Origin of the sequence: Alloacidobacterium dinghuense, assembly GCF_014274465.1 — a bacterium.
GTDB lineage: Bacteria > Acidobacteriota > Terriglobia > Terriglobales > Acidobacteriaceae > Alloacidobacterium > Alloacidobacterium dinghuense.
Map to the genome: position 1 here is coordinate 5,179,715 of NZ_CP060394.1, position 16,776 is coordinate 5,196,490.

Sequence of the window (16,776 nt, forward strand, 5' to 3'; positions counted from 1 at the left end):
CCTGTAACAAAACGGTTAGCGGCGCATGATTTTTTCAAGTGCATCGCAGGCTGTCTTCAGGCCGTCTTCCTTGGCCATTTCGCGCTGTACTTCGAGGGCACGCTGGGCGTAGCGCGGGTTGCTCAGAAGTCCCGTGATCATTCGGGCTGTGCGCTCAGCGGTATAGTTCTTGCGCTGGACAACTTTGGCCACACCGAGACGGCGCACACGGCGAGCATTGTCAGGCTGATCATGGCTGTAGGGCATGACGATCATCGGCTTGCCGGAACGAAGCGCCTGGGCTGTCGTTCCTACTCCCCCCTGATGCACGATGGCCGACACACGGGGAAAGAGCTTCGAGTAGGGCGCGTATTTCGCGATGCAGATGTTTTCCGAGACGGGCAAGCGCGGGATGTTGTCTGGTTCGTTGCCAACGAGGAGGACTGCGCGGAGGTTCAGCAGCCTTGCGGCCTCGGCGCTTTGCTCGTAGAAGTCGCCTGCATCGAGCACGGCGGCAGAGCCGAGGGTAAAGACCACGGGCGGCGGTCCCGCATTGAGGAATCTTTCCAGTTCCGGAGAAAGGGTGACGTTTCCGGCATCGCCGTCATAAAAGACGAAGCCAGCGATCAGGGTGTTCTCAGGCCAGTCGGGTTGCGGCTCGCCGAGCATGCGGGAGAAGAGTGCAAGGACCAGCTGCTCGGAATGCTTGGCATCGAAGATCGGATCCTCGCCGCGGCCGAGGCCCAGTTCACGGCGCAGTTCGTAAACTGGCTCGGGCCAGCGGCGCGTGACGTAGCGAGCGAAGCGGGTTACGGCGTGGCCGATTTTTGGGACAACAATTTGTGCGCGGGCTAAGGTTGGATACGGTGGCAGGACCGGCGGGTCGTACGCTGAGAAAAATGAAAATGGGGCCAGTACGTAGGAGGCCCACGGAATGCCGGTCTTTTCGGCGACGATGGGGCCAGCGTAGGCGAGCTCGCCGGTCATGAGCAGATCGGCTCCGCCGTCGGCCTCGACCGCGGCGAGCAGGTCGTCGTAGCTCTGGCGCAGAGCGGGAAAGAGAAATTCGCGCAGGCCGTATTCGGTTCCTGTCTTCTTGTCGTAAATCAAGGCGACCAGGCGCTTGTCGGTCTGGTCCTGATCGGGACGAACAGGAAAAAAGTCGATACCGAGAGGCGCGATCTTCGGGCGGAACATTTCGGGCACGGCAATCGCCGGACGATGGCTGCGTCTTTTTAATTCCAGAGCCAGCGCAATAAGCGGGTTTACGTCGCCAAATGTGCCGAAGGTCGAAAGGACGATTCTCATGTTTCAGGCAGATATAGTGATGATCGTTTAGGTTAGTCTATTGCCGGCATGCGAGGGCTGAAGCACCCACATACCTGTAGGCGTCTCGCCCTGGCAACAAAAGTCTTGATGGCAGCGGCGGAAAGATGCCCGCGTCTGTGGGCTGCTTTCATCGTATGGATTCTTCCTCCCGTTGGTCGTCAGAATGACGTCTTCTGATTAGAAGTTTGCCTCAAATGTGTGAAACCTGTGTTCAAGCTCCCACTGTTGTTGTGCTTTTTCGCTGGAGTGAACCAGAGTTGCACATTCTCCGGTTGGCGTATCGCGTCCGAGCTGCCCGCGGCACTGCGATACGGGCTGTTCGAGTTTCTCGGGGTCGGAAACTTGCCAGAGGTTGGCTCCGGGCAGGAAGCTGTGCTCGATGCCGGTGCGGACCATCTGCTTGAAGTCGCGATAGGTTAGCGGATATGTAACTGCGGCACGTACATATTCGTGCGTGAGGTCGATGCGGGAGACGCCTTCGTCATCGGTGGAAAGAGCGACGGGCACGCCGTACTTGCGATAGAGCATGAAGGGATGGCTGTCGCCCCTGGTATTGAGGATGACGTCATTGCTGGTGAGATTTATTTCGACCATCACGTGCTTTGTCGCCATCTCCTTAAGCAATTCGTACGGCTTGTCTTCATACATGACGTCGACGCCGTGGCCGATGCGCTCGGCGTGTCCCTGCTCAACGGCGGAGCGGATGTGGAAGGTGAGCCCATCGGGCGGCACCATGCCCGGTTCGAGTTCGCCTGCGTGCAACGAGATGTGCACTTTCGGATAAAGCGGGTGCAACGCATCGATCATCTGCATGTGGAGACGATAATCGGCCATGCAAACCTCGCAGTCTTCCGGCTGGACAAGGTTGATGCCGACGACCCGCGGATCGACCGACGCCACTTCGAAGCCGAGAAGGATCTGAGCGAAGACGACTTCTTTGGGAAGGCCACGCAGCACCTGATAGATGAAGCGAACTTCCACATTGCAGGCCGGCGTTGCCTTCGGTTGACCACAGTGCTCGTGTTCCCGGCGCGTGGCTTCAATCTGGTCGAAGTAAGCGCTGACGGCGGGTATGACGTTGCGGAAACCGTGTGCCATCAACACGTCGCGATATTCCACAAAATTAGGATGGAAGCCGGTCTCGATCGCCAGGCCGGCGGCAGGTTTGAAATCGGGCGTCTCCATCAGCTCCAGATATTGCTCATTCTGCGCAGCGGCGCGGCTGGCAACCTCGTCAATCCACTCGCTGACATGGCTTTTGTTGGTTCCACCGAATTTCTCAAATGTGTCGAAGAAGTGATCGTGACCCGAGTCGCCGGTCCTGGGGACGAAGGTGCGCATGGAAAATGAATCAATCAAATCGTCGTATAGCTTCTGTTCGTGTGGAACGCTAGCGGCCGGTTCTTCGCCCGACTTGCATGCGCCATTCACTGGCCTGATAAAGGCGAGAAGCCGGGTGTCTACGCAGAGCCCGTCTTCGCCTGCCGCACGAATAAAGGACTCGGCGTAGACTGCTCCGGAGAGATGCACGTGCAGGTCGGCCCCTTTGGGCATCTGGTAAAAGAAGGCGCGCAGGGCAGCGGGACCTTCTTTTCGGGCCTCTTCGAAGGCGCGGGCTGTACGGGCCTCCTCTGTGGCCTCATGTGCCGGCGCTGTGGCTTGCGCGTAGGTGGATTGCAACGCGACGAATAAGAGGGACAACGCGAATAGCTGACGATAGCGGGCGCGAGACATTACGATAGTCCTCTTGGGTGAGAAGAATGCAAAAGCAATGTGGGACAAGTGTATGGTATCGGCTCGCTCAGGCGGTGACGATCCTGGTGATTGCGACCGCGGGGCGTACGGCTGGGGCACAGCAGTGGCTGCAATCCATTCCACAGTTTCCGCTGGCTTCGAGTGATCTAACGATCCGGCAGCATGTAGAGCCGTTGAAGCCCTTCACGGTGGCTGGAGAGTGCGGCACTTTTGTCGGTCAGCAGGACGGCAGCTTTGAGGCGTGGGTCTTTCCGGTGAAGCTGCTCAGCCATTTCCATCTTGAGGCGGAGCTTGCGGACTACAACGTCCCCATTGATGTGACCGAACAGGCGGCGGAGATTGAAGTCGCTCCCGATCACACAACGATTACTTATTCGCATGCTGCCTTTACCGTCCGCGAGATTCTGTTTGCAACACAATGCGACACGAATGGCGCGGGCATTATGGCGCTGTTTCAGGTCGAATCGGTGCGGCCGATTAAGCTTACCTTCTCATTCACGCCCGAGATGAAGCGCATGTGGCCCGCGCCGAATTACAACGCGCCTTCGCCGGACTGGATGAAGCTGGGCGATGGCGGTTACTACATTCTGAACACGGACGCGGAGGATTTGCGGGGAGCCATCGGCATGCCGGGAACACAGCCGGGAATTCTCGCTCCGTATCAGGAGCGGCCAAAATTCTGGCCGACGCAGATGATTCTGAGTTTTGATCCGAAGCGCGATGCAGGCCGGTATTTTCCCTTGCTGCTGGCGGTCGGGAACAACGCGGAAAGCGCGAAGCCTGCGGCGCTTGCGGCTCAGCTGGCGAGGTTGAATGAGAACGCTGCGCAGCTATATGCGAAGACGGCTGACTACTATGCGCACTTCTTCGACAAGCGGCTCGTAGCTGACACTCCGGACCAGCGTTTTAACGAGGCCATACGGTGGGCCGAGCTTGCGATCGACCAGCTGCGCGTGCGGCATGGAGATGAAGTTGGACTGGTGGCGGGGTTCTACTCTTCCGGCGATTCGAACCGGCCGGGATTTGGCTGGTTCTTCGGACGCGACACGCTGTTTACGCTGTATGCGGTGAACGGCTACGGAGATTTCGCGCTCACACGGCTGGCTCTCGAGTTCCTGATCAAGCGTCAGCGCGACGACGGCAAGATCATGCACGAGTATTCGCAAACGGCGGAGCTGGTGGACTGGGGGAAGTTTCCCTACGAGTATGCTGCTGCGGATTCGACGCCGCTCTTTTTGATGGCGATGGAGGACTACGTCAACGCGAGCGGCGACAAGGAGTTTCTGCAACAGCATTGGGATGCGGTTGATAAAGCATGGCAGTTTGAGCGCACGCACGATACCGATGGCGACGGAATCTACGACAATTCTCAGGGGACGGGTTGGGTGGAGAGCTGGCCCTCGGGGATGCCGCATCAGGAGATTTATCTTGCGGCGTTGGACCAGCAGGCGAGTGGCGCTTTCGCACGCTTAGCTCGTGCGATGAACAAAGCTGATGACGCGAGTGCTGCCGAGGCGCGTGCGCAGAAGGTGGCCGCAACGATAGAGCAGGAGTATGCAGGGCCGATGTATGCGTTCAGCCATAATGTTGATGGCTCACTGGATAAGACGGCGACGATCTATCCGACGATTGCGTGGTGGGATGGGCACTGTGCGCTGAAGCAATCGAGCGAGATGTTCCAGCGCTGGGCGTCGGAGGAATTTTCGACCGACTGGGGTCTGCGCGATCTGGGTGAGCACGAAGCCTTTTATGATCCGATCAGCTACCATCAGGGTTCGGTGTGGCCGCTGTTTACCGGTTGGGCCTCGCTTGCTGAGTACCGAACCGGGCGCTCGCTTTCGGGCTATGCTCATCTGATGCAGAATGCGGACCTGACCTGGGCACAGGATCTGGGCTCGGTGACCGAACTGCTTTCCGGGGCGTACTTTTCGCCTTTCGGGCGCAGCACGCCGCATCAGCTCTGGTCGTCGGCGATGGTGCTGACGCCTGCGCTGCGCGGGTTGTTTGGGATCACGACCGACGCTCTCAATAACAGCATCTCTGTAGATCCGCACTTGCCGGCGGAGTGGTATCACGCTGAGTTACGGCATGTTCCGGTGGGTGGGAGCCTGATCGATATCTCGTTCAAGCGGGAGGGCGCGGTTCTTATTGTTCGGGCTGCGGGCGGTTCGGTTCAGTTGTTCGGAGCTCATGGAGGGGAGCTGCGTATTCCGTTGCCCGGAGTGGAGATTGGGATTCCGCATGAGTTGCCGTTACCCGGGTCGAGCACGGCGCAGTTGAAGGTTTTGAGCCAAAGCGTGGATGCACATTCGCTTACGCTCCAGCTTGAGGCGCAGGGAGGCAGCGCTTACGATTTGCCGTTGCGCGTGAATGGAGCGCGGTCTGCGATTCAGGTTTCGGGTGCAAAGGTAGATCAGGCGGCTGGCGGCGGGTCTGGTTTGGGGAAGTTGCATCTCACGTTCCCGGCAGGTGTGGGCTATCAGAAGCAGACCGTCCGCCTGACGTGGTGAGTGTTTGCTATACTAGTTGAGGTTGTTTGATGTCAGGTTGCTGCCTGCAAAGCCGCTCAGGCTTTGGCCTTCCTCCTTCTCAGACATCCCCATGCGCCTCAGGCGTCCTTGGAACTCCCAAGGCCAGATAGCTCAGTGGTAGAGCGCGGCCCTGAAAAGGCCGGCGTCGGCGGTTCGATCCCGTCTCTGGCCACCATTTAGAATCAATGACTTACCGAGAAACACCTCCCTAATTCTCCGAGACAGTTTTCATGCGTTCCTTGTAAGTGATTGAAAACAATCAATGAACAATGTTCCCATATTGTTCCCGTAGCACAAAACTTACCTTCAAATACTTCGGGGAGAACTGAGTCAATCCGTCGTGTTGTTTGTTATGCGGGTTACAGGAGGTGATTGAGGTCGCTCGACGGGCGCGTTGGCGATTATCGTGGCCCAGCCAATGATTGGCCAACTTCCAATGGCCTACAATCCTGGAACTTGACGGTGGAGATCGTAGTACCGAAGGTACAGGATGAGCGTTCTAAGGAGATCCTGTGCGAATTTGCGAAGCCCAGTCGGTCGTTAGATTGGGCCACCGGCTGGTTGCTCAACGCACCACAAAATAACTCACGAGTCCATCTGGCGCCGCCAGGGTTGTTGACCGCGACTACACCTACCGCCAAGCCGACTTCAACGAAGCCTACGCCGGCGGCAGGCGTCTTTGCGTGTCAAGCACGGTTCAGTAGCCGATGGTGAACCGCTCGCGGCGATGTGCCGGCTTCTCTAGTTCATCCACGGTCGCGATCGCATAGTCTTCCATGGAGATGTGGCTTTTGCCTGAAGCGTCGGCGATCAGGTCGTCCTTGCCGAGGCGAAACTTGCCGGTGCGCTCGCCAGGCTCGAAGAAGGCCGCAGGTGAGAAATAGGTCCAGTCTACGTCGCTGCGCCGGAGATCTTCGAGCACTTTGTTATGAGCCGTGGCAATCGGAATCCCCCACTCAGGGACGTAGCCGGCCGCCAGGACTGTAACGCCGGGTTTGATGAACAAGCTGGCGGCTCCGCCGACGACGAGGAGGCGCTGCTTGTTCTGCTTTGCTGCATTGGTGATGTGCCGGGTGACGGTAATAACTTGCTCCGTGTTATCAGCGGGCGCGCCATATGCGCTTACGACTGCATCGGCGCCCTCCAAAGCGCCGGCGATCTGTTTCGCGTCGCTAAGGTCGCTCGTAACGACGCTCAGGTTCTTGTGGTTCTGGACCTTCGAGGGGTTGCGAACCACTGCTGTCACATGGTGACCACGCTGCAAGAGCTCCGTTGTTACTCTTTGACCCGTTTTTCCCGTTGCTCCAATAACCGCTATCTTCATGCCATCTCCTTTGCTGGTTTGTGATCTCTCACATCCGGTGAAGTAGATGTCGGAGCGTAAGGGTGGACTCACCGTGAAGCTTCATCGGGTCAGATTCACGCACTATTCTGTAAGGCTTGGCAATTTCCTGGAAACTCGTACGAAACATGGTCGGGAAATGATCTTCTAGTTGCGTTCGCTCTCATCCCTGGCAAGGATTCCGGCATTTAAGCAATTAAAGCATCCCGTAGCGATTATAGGAATCTGTTGCAACAGGCATTTTCGTTCCACAGGAGCCCAGAAGATTGAAATGGAGATCGGAATCGATAGCTTCGTTGCGGCAGTACCGGACGCGTTGACCGGAGCGAGCCTGAGCCCCCAGGATCGCCTCGCTCACCTTCTTGACGAAATAAAGCTTGCCGACGAGGTTGGTCTGAATGTATTCGGGATCGGAGAGCACCATCGAGCCGAATTCCTTGATTCGGCGCCGGAGACTCTCCTGGCAGCCGCAGCCGCTGTGACCCGGCGAATTCGCCTGACGAGCGCGGTAACCGTTCTCAGCGCTCACGATCCGGTCCGGGTATTTCAACAGTTTGCTACGATCGATCTCATTTCTCGCGGACGAGTGGAGATGGTCGTGGGGAGAGGTTCCTTCTCCGAAGCGTTTCCGCTCTTTGGTCTTGCATTCAAAGACTACGACGCCCTGTTTGCGGAGAAGCTGGATTTGCTACTCAAGCTGCGCGAGAACTCCCAGGTACATTGGGCGGGCCGTTTTCGTCCCCAACTAGATGGCCAGCCTGTGTATCCACGCCCGTTACAGGAAAAGCTTCCCATTTGGCTCGGTGCCGGTGGGACACCAGAATCATTTGTGAGGGCAGGGCAGCTCGGACTGCCCCTGATGGTAGCCATCATTGGTGGACAACCACACAGATTCCGACCGCTCATCGATCTCTATCGCCAGGCGGGAGAAGAAGCAGGGCACCAATCTGAGAGTCTGCGCGTAGGTATCCACGCCCTCGGTTACGTTGCAGACACAGACCAGCAGGCCGCTGACGAGTTCTTCCCGGGTTATGCTCGGTCCTTTACTGAAATAGGTAAGGAACGAGGTTGGGCGCCGGTGACTCGTTCCCACTACGAAGCAGTCCGTGGTGCCAACGGAGCTATGCTGGTGAGTGAGCCGGAACGAGTTGTCGAGAAAGTTCTTGCCTTTGATGAAGCTCTCGGAGGCATATCGCGGTTAACGTTTCAGATGAGCATTGCGTCTCTGCCGCATGCCAACAGAATGCGAGCCATCGAGCTTCTTGGCACAAAGGTCGCACCCATCGCGCGGGCGATAATCCAGAGAGAATCATTGGTGAGTTGAGATGAATCTGAATGCAAGTCCGGCGCTTTCCGCGTTGTGTACGGGCGAGTTTTCTATCATCCGGTCAAGCTCTGACTTTGCCTGGAGCGGTTTTCTCCTGGAGCGGCAATTGGCTGGCGTCAACATGCGCATCAACGACCAAGCCCATCAAAATATTCTGGCGTTGGTCGGTTCTCCGCTTATGCGTGGCGAGCACGAGACCAAATCGGGTACCGTTTTTGTACGCAAGACCGCCGGACAGGTTACGGTGATTCCCAAGGGGCCGGTCCCCACGATGCATCTGGTATCGCCTGCAGAGTTAGTGTACTGCTCATTCGACGGGAACTTTATCGACGAAATCGCAGAGGATATAAGGGGTCTTGATCCCGAACGCCTGGTATTTCGCTCCGGGCTCAAGGACAAAGCGCTTCATCAGTTGATGCAATTGCTCGTTGCAGAGTTCGATGCTGGCAATCCGACTGGAAGACTTTTCGCAGAGTCTCTTGCCCAAGCACTTGCGTCGCGATTCCTACATCTTGGGACCGCAGTGCCGATCGAGGTTCCCACCAAGATATCGGCTCTTCCCGGGAATCGACTTGCTCGGGTGAAAGATTTCGTGGAATCCTCGCTCGACCAAGACATTACTCTCGAGATTCTCGCTCGAGAGGCGGGTTATAGCAGGGCACACTTCCTGCGTATGTTCCGCGAATCAACGGGCACGACACCACATCAATACGTAATGCAGCGCCGCGTCGCGCATGCGGAAAAGCTGCTCACTGCCAGTCCTCTTGGTGTTGCAGAGATAGCTGCTGCCAGTGGCTTCTCGAGCCAGGCTCATCTCACACTGGCATTCAAGAAACAGACAGGCATTACGCCTGCTGAATACCGCCGAATCAAGTGAAACAAAGTTTCCAAGGCAAGATAATCCTGCGGTATTACGATCGAAGATCGTGCATTTGACGCGGGCCAATCTTCGACCGATGCTTCGCAGCAGCAATAATCTATAAAACATTTGGAACGAAGGTGTAAGACGCCGCAGAAGATTGTGCTTATCGTGAAGTCATAGGTTTCCAGAAGATTCGAAGACCTATGCTTTAGGAGAAAGCTCGAATGAAAAATGTTTTGCGATTGCTCCCTGTTGTCGTTGCGATCCTTGCCATACAGGCTTTCGGACAGACAAATTCCTGGAAGATAGATCCCGTCCATACGCAAGCAACATTCCAGGCGCGACATCTTTCAGTAACAACTATCCGGGGTTCGATTAGCAATGTCACTGGAATGGTCGAATGGATTCCAAATGACCCATCACGCGATAGCGTCGTGGCGACACTGGATGCAAAAACCGTCAACACGGCTAACGATTATCGCGACAAGACGATCAAGGGTGCTGATTTCTTCAACATCTCGAAGTATCCGCGAATCACCTTCAGGTCGACGGCGGTCAAGAAGTCCGATAGTGGATATCAGGTATTCGGAGACCTGACCATCGCCGGCGTGACCAGACCAGTGGTTTTGGAAACAGAGAATCCTGCGGCCCCGCAGAAAGGCATGGAGGGAGATATCGTGACGGGTCTCTCCGCGACAACCACAATCAAACGCAGTGATTTTAACTTTGGGGCGAAGTATCCGAACAGTGTAGTCAGCGATGAGATCAAGATCACGATCGATTTGGAATTGAGCCAGAAATAAAGACAAGTGCGACTGCTCTTCAATTTGTTCTCTGGGCTGCAGTCGTGCGTGTGATGAGACTGGAGGAGATATATGTCACAGGTTGGAGTAACTACGACTAGTGACGCATCAAGTTCGATCTGCGCCAACGGTGCTGGAATTCCGTGCATCGGGTTCGGAACGTTCGGCATGCATGGTTCGAAGCTCGCGAACCTGATCGTTCATGCTGTACGGGCGGGCTTTCGTCACATCGATACTGCGCAGATATATGGGAATGAGGACGCCGTCGGTGAAGGCATACAGAGGTCTGGCGTATCGCGCGATGATGTCTTCATTACCACAAAGGTCTGGGTCAGCAACTACGAACAACGCCGGTTTGAGCGATCAGTGAACGAGAGCCTAAAAGCGTTGCGCACCGATTATATCGACTTGCTGTTGCTGCATTGGCCAAGCGCAGCGGTGCCGCTCGAAGACCAGCTCGGGCATTTGAATGCATTAGTGCACGCAGGCAAGGTACTCAGCATAGGCGTAAGCAATTTCAATCGTGCACTGCTGCAACGAGCGGTTGAGTTGTCGGACATTCCCCTCGCCACAAATCAATTTGAATATCATCCATATCTCAACCAGGAGCGCCTCATCACAGCCACACAGCAAGCCGGAGCGGCAGTTACCGCGTATTGTGCGATGGCGGTCGGAGAGGTATTTTCGGATCCTGTCCTTCAACGGATTGCTAGACGATACAACAAGTCCATTTCTCAGATAGTTCTGAGGTGGCTGTTGCAGCAAAACGGTGTCGTAGTACTTTCCCGCACCGAGCGGGAAGAACGCCTCAAAGAAAATCTCAACATCTTCGACTTCTCTCTTGAAGAAGTTGATATGAGCGCAATCGTTAGGTTGGCTCGACATAGTAGTCGCATCGTGGACCCACCAGGCCTTGCACCCTTATGGGATCCTACACCTCCTAATCCTGCCGCTACCAAAGCAGATGGTAATGTGCCATCGGCTGTCATCAATTTGAAAGGGTATTTATGGTCGAACTGAAAGCGCTGGAAGATATAGCCGGCAGGGAAAATGGCTGGCTTAAGGCGAAGCACCACTTTGCTATCGGCGAGTATGGAAATTCCGCACATGCTCCAATTGGGAATCTGTATGTTTTTAACGATGACGAGATCGCTCCCCATTCTGGATTCGGTCTTCATCACCACGCCAATGTCGAGATCATCACGTATGTTCGGTACGGAACGGTGACGCACCAGGATGATCAAGGCAACCGTAGTCAAATCGAAGCGGGGAACGTACAGGTGATGAGTGCTGGAACGGGAATCCTCCATTCGGAAACCAATATAGAGGACGTCCCGGCGCGGCTGTTTCAGATTTGGCTTTCCCCGAAGGATCAAGGAGGTTCTCCTCAATGGAGCACAAAACCATTTCCAAAAGCCGATCGCGCTGGTCGATTCGTAACGTTTGCCAGTGGAAGAACAACTGACGAAGAGGTTCTTTCCATGCGCGCGGATGCAGAGGTATCTGGCGCACTGTTAGAGCGAGGAAGTGTTACAGAGTATCCGTTGGGTTCTGGTGATGCTGCTTACCTTGTGCCGGCCTCAGGACGCGTAAACGTGAACGGGGTACGCGTGGAAGCGCGAGAAGGGCTCGTCATCCGTGAAGAACAGGCCCTGCGAATTGAGGCTCAGCTAGACGCAGAGGTGGTGTTAATCGTGACGAGGGACAAGCATGCCTGATCGAAATCCAGGAACGAAGTATTTGCGGCGTGTAATCAGCGTTTTCGTTGTGACGTTCGTGCTCACTGTCACATCATTCAGCCTTGCACGAGCGCAGACGACGCCTACGTCCTCCGAACAAAAAGAACTGCTCAGAGTTCGTCAACAAGTGTGGGATAGCTATTTCTCGAACGATCAAGTCAAACTCGAGGAGTTGATTGGTGAAGACTTCCTGACCATCAATCCCGGCGAAGCACATTGGCAAAATCGCAATGAATTTCTAGCGGGGGCCAAAGCTTTCGCCGATCATGGTGGGAAGCTCGTGTTCCTTTCTTTCCCGCGTACTGACATCCAGAGCTTCGGCGATGTGGCTGTCCTCTATTCGTTGGTAAAAATCACCATGGGAAGTGAGGGAAAGCAGGAGTCCCTCAATTGCCGCTCCACGGAGATCTTTCAGAAACGCAATGGGAGATGGGTGAATACCGGAGCGCACGTCGATTCGGGACAGTAGCTTCGATGCGTGGCTTCTGCTTCCAAGCTCGTTTCCCGCTAGTATTCGGCCTAGGTCTTGCCGTGGCGTAAGTTCGGCGCTTCTTTTTGAGCATGGCGTGCATCCATAGAAGGCAGTACAAGATCTCAAGGTTTGTCGGGATAACGCAAGCATGGCTGAGTTCCCGCCATATGAGCCCGACCCGCTCAACGGAGTAAATGCAATCGGCACTCCCGAAGAACAATTCTCGATCATGGCCCAACTGCGCGCTACGGCCAACGTCATTCCGGCATATGTGTGGTATGCAAGTCCATCCGGTGTGCTTGTTTTCGTGAATTCGCGATGCGCCGAATATCTCGGGCTACCCAGGGATCATCCTCTTCGTCTTGGGGCAGATCCCGGTGGGGCGTGGGATTCTCACATTCATCTGCTGCATCCGGATGATCACGAAGGGACACGTCGAGTGTGGTCTACGTGTCTTCGCACCGGAAGTGCGGGCGAGGTGGCCTTTCGAGTTCGAAATGCCGTAGGAGGATACAGGTGGTTTCTGAGCCGAGCAGAACCTCTGCGAATGAGTGACGGAACACTCGTGTGTTGGGTTGGGATTAATCTCGATATCGACGAACGCAAGCAAGCGGAATTCTACCTCGATGAGGGACAGCGGCTTGCGCACACGGGCAGTTGGACATTGAACAATGACGGATTCGAGCACTGGTCCTCCGAGTTGTTCAAGATTCACGGTCTCGATCCTGCAACTAAAGCTCCGAGCGTTTCCGAATATCTGGCGCTCGTACACCCGGAAGATCGAGAGTTCGTGTCGCGGAACATTCAGGAGATGTTCGCGGCACACAGCGGATTCGACTTCACCAAGCGGATTGTGCGACCTGACGGAGCGATTCGTAGTGTTCGTTGCGTCGGCGTTCCGTTGAGTCACGGCGACTCTTTCCAAGCTTTCGTAGGTACCGGAATCGACGTCACAGAGCAGGAGCAGCTGACAGAGGAGCTACGCAGAAACGAACTCGAACTCCGGCAGGTTCTGGACCTCGCGCCTCAACTTATTGGGATATACGGACCCAGTCGCGAGCGTCTCTATCTCAATAAACCCGGGCTTGATTTCGCAGGGATTAGTCTCGAAGCGTGGAGGCAAACACAAGCCCCGGCAGCCTTCATTCATCCGGATGACCGGGAGCGAGAGCTCGCTTATTTTGCCGAGGTCCAGTCTAACGGTTCAGGCGGCCAGCTGGAATTGCGATTGCGCGATGGGGATGGAAGCTATCGTTGGTTCCTGACCCGCTATAACTCATTGCGCGACGAGCATGGACAAATCCTCCGGTGGTACGTCGCGTGTACCGATATCGATGATCGCAAGCGTGCCGAGGAGGGCCTGCAACGTGAAAACGCCGCCTTGCGTGAAGAGCTGAATCAGACGTCGATGTTTGAGGAGATCGTCGGTTCTTCGGAGCCTCTGCGCAAGGTGCTGTCACACGTCAGCAAAGTAGCGATCTCAGACTCAACCGTACTTATTCTGGGTCAAACCGGTACAGGCAAGGAGTTGATTGCTCGCGCGATCCACAAGCGTTCCAAGCGTGCGGGACGGGCATTTATTGGCGTGAATTGCGGCGCAATCCCCGCTTCGCTGATTGCCTCGGAGCTCTTTGGGCACGAAAAGGGGGCGTTTACTGGCGCTACGCATCGACGGTTGGGACGCTTTGAAGCCGCGAACGGTGGCACCATTCTTCTGGATGAAGTAGGGGATCTGCCTCCGGATATTCAGATCGCATTGTTGCGAGTGCTGCAGGAGCGTGAGATCGAACGTGTCGGTAGCGACCGGCCTATTCCCGTGGACGTCCGAGTGTTGGCCGCAACCCATCGTGACCTCGATGAGCTTGTGAGTGAAGGTAAGTTCCGCCAAGACCTCTTGTACAGATTGAATGTCGTCCCGATCTCTATGCCCTCGCTACGCGAGCGGGCGGCCGACATTCCTATTCTTGTCGAATACTTCATTGCCCGATTCGGAAGGAAGATGGGGAAGAAGTTTCAAACCATAGAGAAGAAGACCCTGAAAATTCTGCAAGAGTACGGATGGCCAGGGAATGTCCGAGAATTGCAAAACGTGATTGAGCGCGCTGTTACCTTGAGTGACTCAGATACGTTTAGCGTGGACGAAGCGTGGCTCAAGCGAAAGCCAACCGAGGTTGCGCATTCAAGTGCGGCTCTCAACGGTGCGTTGCTGGCGCACGAAAAGGAAGTGATCGAAGCCGCGCTCGCGCAGAGTCACGGACGGATATCAGGACCAGCAGGCGCAGCCACTCAACTGGGTATTCCCGATTCCACCCTTGAAGCGAAAATCAAACGCCTGGGAATCGACAAGTTTCGATTCAAGTCCTAGGCCGGCTGATGCCGCCAGCCAAGAAATCTTGAACACAGCCCTTCCGCGTTTTACCCGTTGAGTGGGAAATCCCGAAAACCTGAGACTTTCGCCGGCTCTAAACCTTTGACGGCGAATGAATTGTAACGGCCTTCTCTTTGCATTTCGCTCCAGCGGGTTGGAGGGGCGGCGATGACGTTGAAAATCACACGGATTTGCGAGCAACACGGGACACGAATTTGTCTGTCTGGCGAACTTCGATGCGCGTACATCGATGATGTGCGTGCCGAAATCGAACAGGTTGGCCAGCCGGCAACTTTGGATCTGGACGAAGTCGACGTTGTCGATATCGATGGGGTTCGCTTGCTGAATGAGTGTGTGGTTCAGGGCATTGAGGTGTTTAATTGCTCATCCTACATTCGCAGGTGGATGCTTCAAGAGAAAAGAGCCTATCGAGACGACAAATAGCGACGCGGTTCCCGCCGGTAGGCGGGATGTCCAGATTTGTTTCGTGCCGACGACCGGTTTCGAGCGCTTTCTCCGTGTCTCATTCACCTGCCGCATCCCTTTTCCCCATCTATCGCGAAATCTCAAAAAGTGGGGAGCGACACTCGCGCTAACCTCCTGAAAATCAATGGATTTGAGTGGCCCGATTCTTGCACAACCATAACGGGTGGGAACGTAAGAGCCAACTGAGCAACAGGAGATGAGTCAATCGTGACTGAGCTACAGACCGATGTAAGAACATACAGCTACTACGCCAACAATCAGTGGAAGAATGCACAGAACGACAAAACCTTTGAAGTCCACGAGCCCTACAGTGGAAGGCTCTTTGCTCGCGTGGCGGCAGGATCCCGGGCGGATGCTCATGCCGCCGTGAATGCGGCAGCTGAAGCTTTTCCAGGATGGGCCGAAACGACGCCTGCAGAAAAAGCACGTCTTTTCCTGAAGGCATCCGAGATCGTCAGACGTCGTCGAAACGAAATCGCTGAAATCCTCGCTCGCGAAACAGGGTCAACCATTTCATTCTCCGTGTTCCAGATGGACCTGGTTGCGGCCACCCTGCAGCAGGTTGCAGGGTGGGTGTATCTGCCCAAAGGCGAGGTCCTCGAAACCAACCAGCCCAATACTCATTCGATCGGAGTGAGACGGCCATTAGGCGTTTGCGCGAGCTTCACTCCATGGAACGGCGCCAACATCCTATCCTGGCGAGCCGTCATATCGCCGGTGGCCGCTGGAAACACGGTTGTCGTTAAGCCATCCGAGTTCGCTCCTGTCTCTGCTGGAATCATGCTCGCGGAAGTTGCTGAGGAAGCCGGGTTCCCAGCGGGAGTGATTAACGTTATTACGCATGCGCCAGGAGCCGCTGGTCCAATTGCCGACGAGTTCTTTGACCGTTCTGAAGTTCGGATCATCAATCTGATCGGCGGAGTGAAGACGGCTCGCATGTTGGCCGAGAGAGCGGGCAGGCTCTTGAAGCGAACCGTGATGGAGCTTGGCGGCTTCAATCCAATGATTATTCTCGACGACGTCGATGTGGACTTCGCGGTTCGAACGGCGACGTTCGGGTCTTTCTTTCATCAAGGGCAGATTTGCCTCAACACTCGCCGGATCATCATTCAGCGCAAGATCTACGACGAGTTCCTCGGCAAGTTTGTGGCACGGACCAATACCCTACAGGCGGGCGATCCGCTGAACCCGAAAACAATTATCGGTCCAATCATTACTCTTGATGCCGTAAAGCTGATCGATGATCGTGTTCAGGAGGCGCGCGCAAGTGGAGCGAAGGCTCACACCGGCGCGAAACACGATGGGCAGATTTATTTCCCTACAATTCTGACCGATGTTCCTCTCGATGCCGCCATCGCCAACGAAGAGACTTTCGGGCCGGTCGTCGTGGTCGAGGCGGTGGATACACCCGAGGAAGCAATTGCCGCAGCAAACCGCACAATGTACGGGCTCACGTCTTCGATTCTGGCTGGCAACACTTACAAAGCATTTGAAATGGCGCCAAAGATTCTAGCTGGAATCGTGAACGTGAATTCACCGACAGTAAATGATGAGATTCACGCACCGATGGGTGGCGTTCGCGACAGCGGGTGGGGTCGAACAAGGCCCCGCAGTCTCGACGATTTCAGCGACGTGATTTGGATCAACGCCCACAGTGGTCAGCGCCAGTATCCCTTTTGACCGCGAAGTGACGATCGAAATCAAATCTCTCCATCGCGACCTGAGCAACAACGCAAACAAGAGCGGGATTCCGCCTGCGCGCCGACTTCCGAAGGAATAACAG

At 55.5% G+C, this 16,776-nt stretch carries 13 protein-coding genes and 1 tRNA gene; 11 read left to right on the plus strand and 3 right to left on the minus strand.

What is annotated here, in order from left to right:
* Positions 1 to 15 precede the first annotated feature (15 nt).
* Together H7849_RS21630 and H7849_RS21635 are read right to left on the minus strand one after the other, a co-directional pair.
* Entirely contained in the window at positions 16 to 1,287 is a 1,272-nt protein-coding gene (locus tag H7849_RS21630; protein ID WP_186742450.1) for a glycosyltransferase, read from the minus strand.
* A gap of 198 nt (positions 1,288 to 1,485) precedes the next feature.
* Positions 1,486 to 3,042: an adenosine deaminase family protein gene (locus H7849_RS21635; RefSeq protein ID WP_186742451.1), complete on the minus strand. Its 1,557-nt coding sequence runs from the start codon at positions 3,040 to 3,042 to the stop codon at positions 1,486 to 1,488.
* Positions 3,043 to 3,068: 26 nt separating this feature from the next.
* Between H7849_RS21635 and H7849_RS21640 the strand changes: the two genes are divergently transcribed.
* Positions 3,069 to 5,573 carry an amylo-alpha-1,6-glucosidase gene (locus tag H7849_RS21640; protein ID WP_186742452.1) on the plus strand — a complete coding sequence of 835 codons (2,505 nt, stop codon included), beginning with the start codon at positions 3,069 to 3,071 and terminating at the stop codon, positions 5,571 to 5,573.
* Between the two features lie 121 nt (positions 5,574 to 5,694).
* A tRNA-Phe gene (locus tag H7849_RS21645) sits at positions 5,695 to 5,769 on the plus strand.
* 522 nt (positions 5,770 to 6,291) lie between these two features.
* On the opposite strand, the gene H7849_RS21650 is transcribed toward H7849_RS21645, so the two are convergent.
* Positions 6,292 to 6,918, minus strand: a complete 627-nt coding sequence (locus H7849_RS21650) for an NAD(P)-dependent oxidoreductase (RefSeq protein WP_186742453.1) — start codon at positions 6,916 to 6,918, stop codon at positions 6,292 to 6,294.
* A gap of 289 nt (positions 6,919 to 7,207) precedes the next feature.
* Here H7849_RS21650 and H7849_RS21655 point away from each other — a divergent pair, with 289 nt between their 5' ends.
* The 9 genes from H7849_RS21655 (at position 7,208) to H7849_RS21695 (ending at position 16,673) form a co-directional block, all read left to right on the plus strand.
* On the plus strand, positions 7,208 to 8,260 hold the full coding sequence (locus tag H7849_RS21655; RefSeq protein ID WP_186742454.1) for an LLM class flavin-dependent oxidoreductase: 1,053 nt from the start codon (positions 7,208 to 7,210) through the stop codon (positions 8,258 to 8,260).
* Position 8,261: 1 nt separating this feature from the next.
* A complete protein-coding gene (locus tag H7849_RS21660; protein ID WP_186742456.1) occupies positions 8,262 to 9,140 on the plus strand; it encodes a helix-turn-helix domain-containing protein in 879 nt (292 codons plus the stop codon).
* Between the two features lie 209 nt (positions 9,141 to 9,349).
* Positions 9,350 to 9,928, plus strand: a complete 579-nt coding sequence (locus H7849_RS21665; RefSeq protein ID WP_186742458.1) for a YceI family protein — start codon at positions 9,350 to 9,352, stop codon at positions 9,926 to 9,928.
* 72 nt (positions 9,929 to 10,000) lie between these two features.
* Positions 10,001 to 10,948 carry an aldo/keto reductase gene (locus H7849_RS21670; RefSeq protein WP_186742460.1) on the plus strand — a complete coding sequence of 316 codons (948 nt, stop codon included), beginning with the start codon at positions 10,001 to 10,003 and terminating at the stop codon, positions 10,946 to 10,948.
* Positions 10,936 to 11,646 carry a pirin family protein gene (locus H7849_RS21675; RefSeq protein WP_186742462.1) on the plus strand — a complete coding sequence of 237 codons (711 nt, stop codon included), beginning with the start codon at positions 10,936 to 10,938 and terminating at the stop codon, positions 11,644 to 11,646. Before H7849_RS21670 ends, H7849_RS21675 begins: the two co-directional genes overlap by 13 nt.
* The gene (locus tag H7849_RS21680) at positions 11,639 to 12,136 is read left to right on the plus strand and encodes a nuclear transport factor 2 family protein (protein WP_186742464.1); all 498 of its coding nucleotides are present in this window, start codon (positions 11,639 to 11,641) and stop codon (positions 12,134 to 12,136) included. Before H7849_RS21675 ends, H7849_RS21680 begins: the two co-directional genes overlap by 8 nt.
* Positions 12,137 to 12,287: 151 nt before the next feature.
* Complete coding sequence (locus H7849_RS21685; RefSeq protein WP_186742466.1) at positions 12,288 to 14,504, plus strand: sigma 54-interacting transcriptional regulator; 2,217 nt, start codon at positions 12,288 to 12,290, stop codon at positions 14,502 to 14,504.
* A gap of 171 nt (positions 14,505 to 14,675) precedes the next feature.
* Positions 14,676 to 14,951 (plus strand): hypothetical protein, encoded by a 276-nt coding sequence (locus H7849_RS21690; protein WP_186742468.1) that lies wholly within the window; start codon positions 14,676 to 14,678, stop codon positions 14,949 to 14,951.
* 249 nt (positions 14,952 to 15,200) lie between these two features.
* The gene (locus tag H7849_RS21695) at positions 15,201 to 16,673 is read left to right on the plus strand and encodes an aldehyde dehydrogenase family protein (RefSeq protein WP_222439710.1); all 1,473 of its coding nucleotides are present in this window, start codon (positions 15,201 to 15,203) and stop codon (positions 16,671 to 16,673) included.
* Positions 16,674 to 16,776 lie beyond the last annotated feature (103 nt).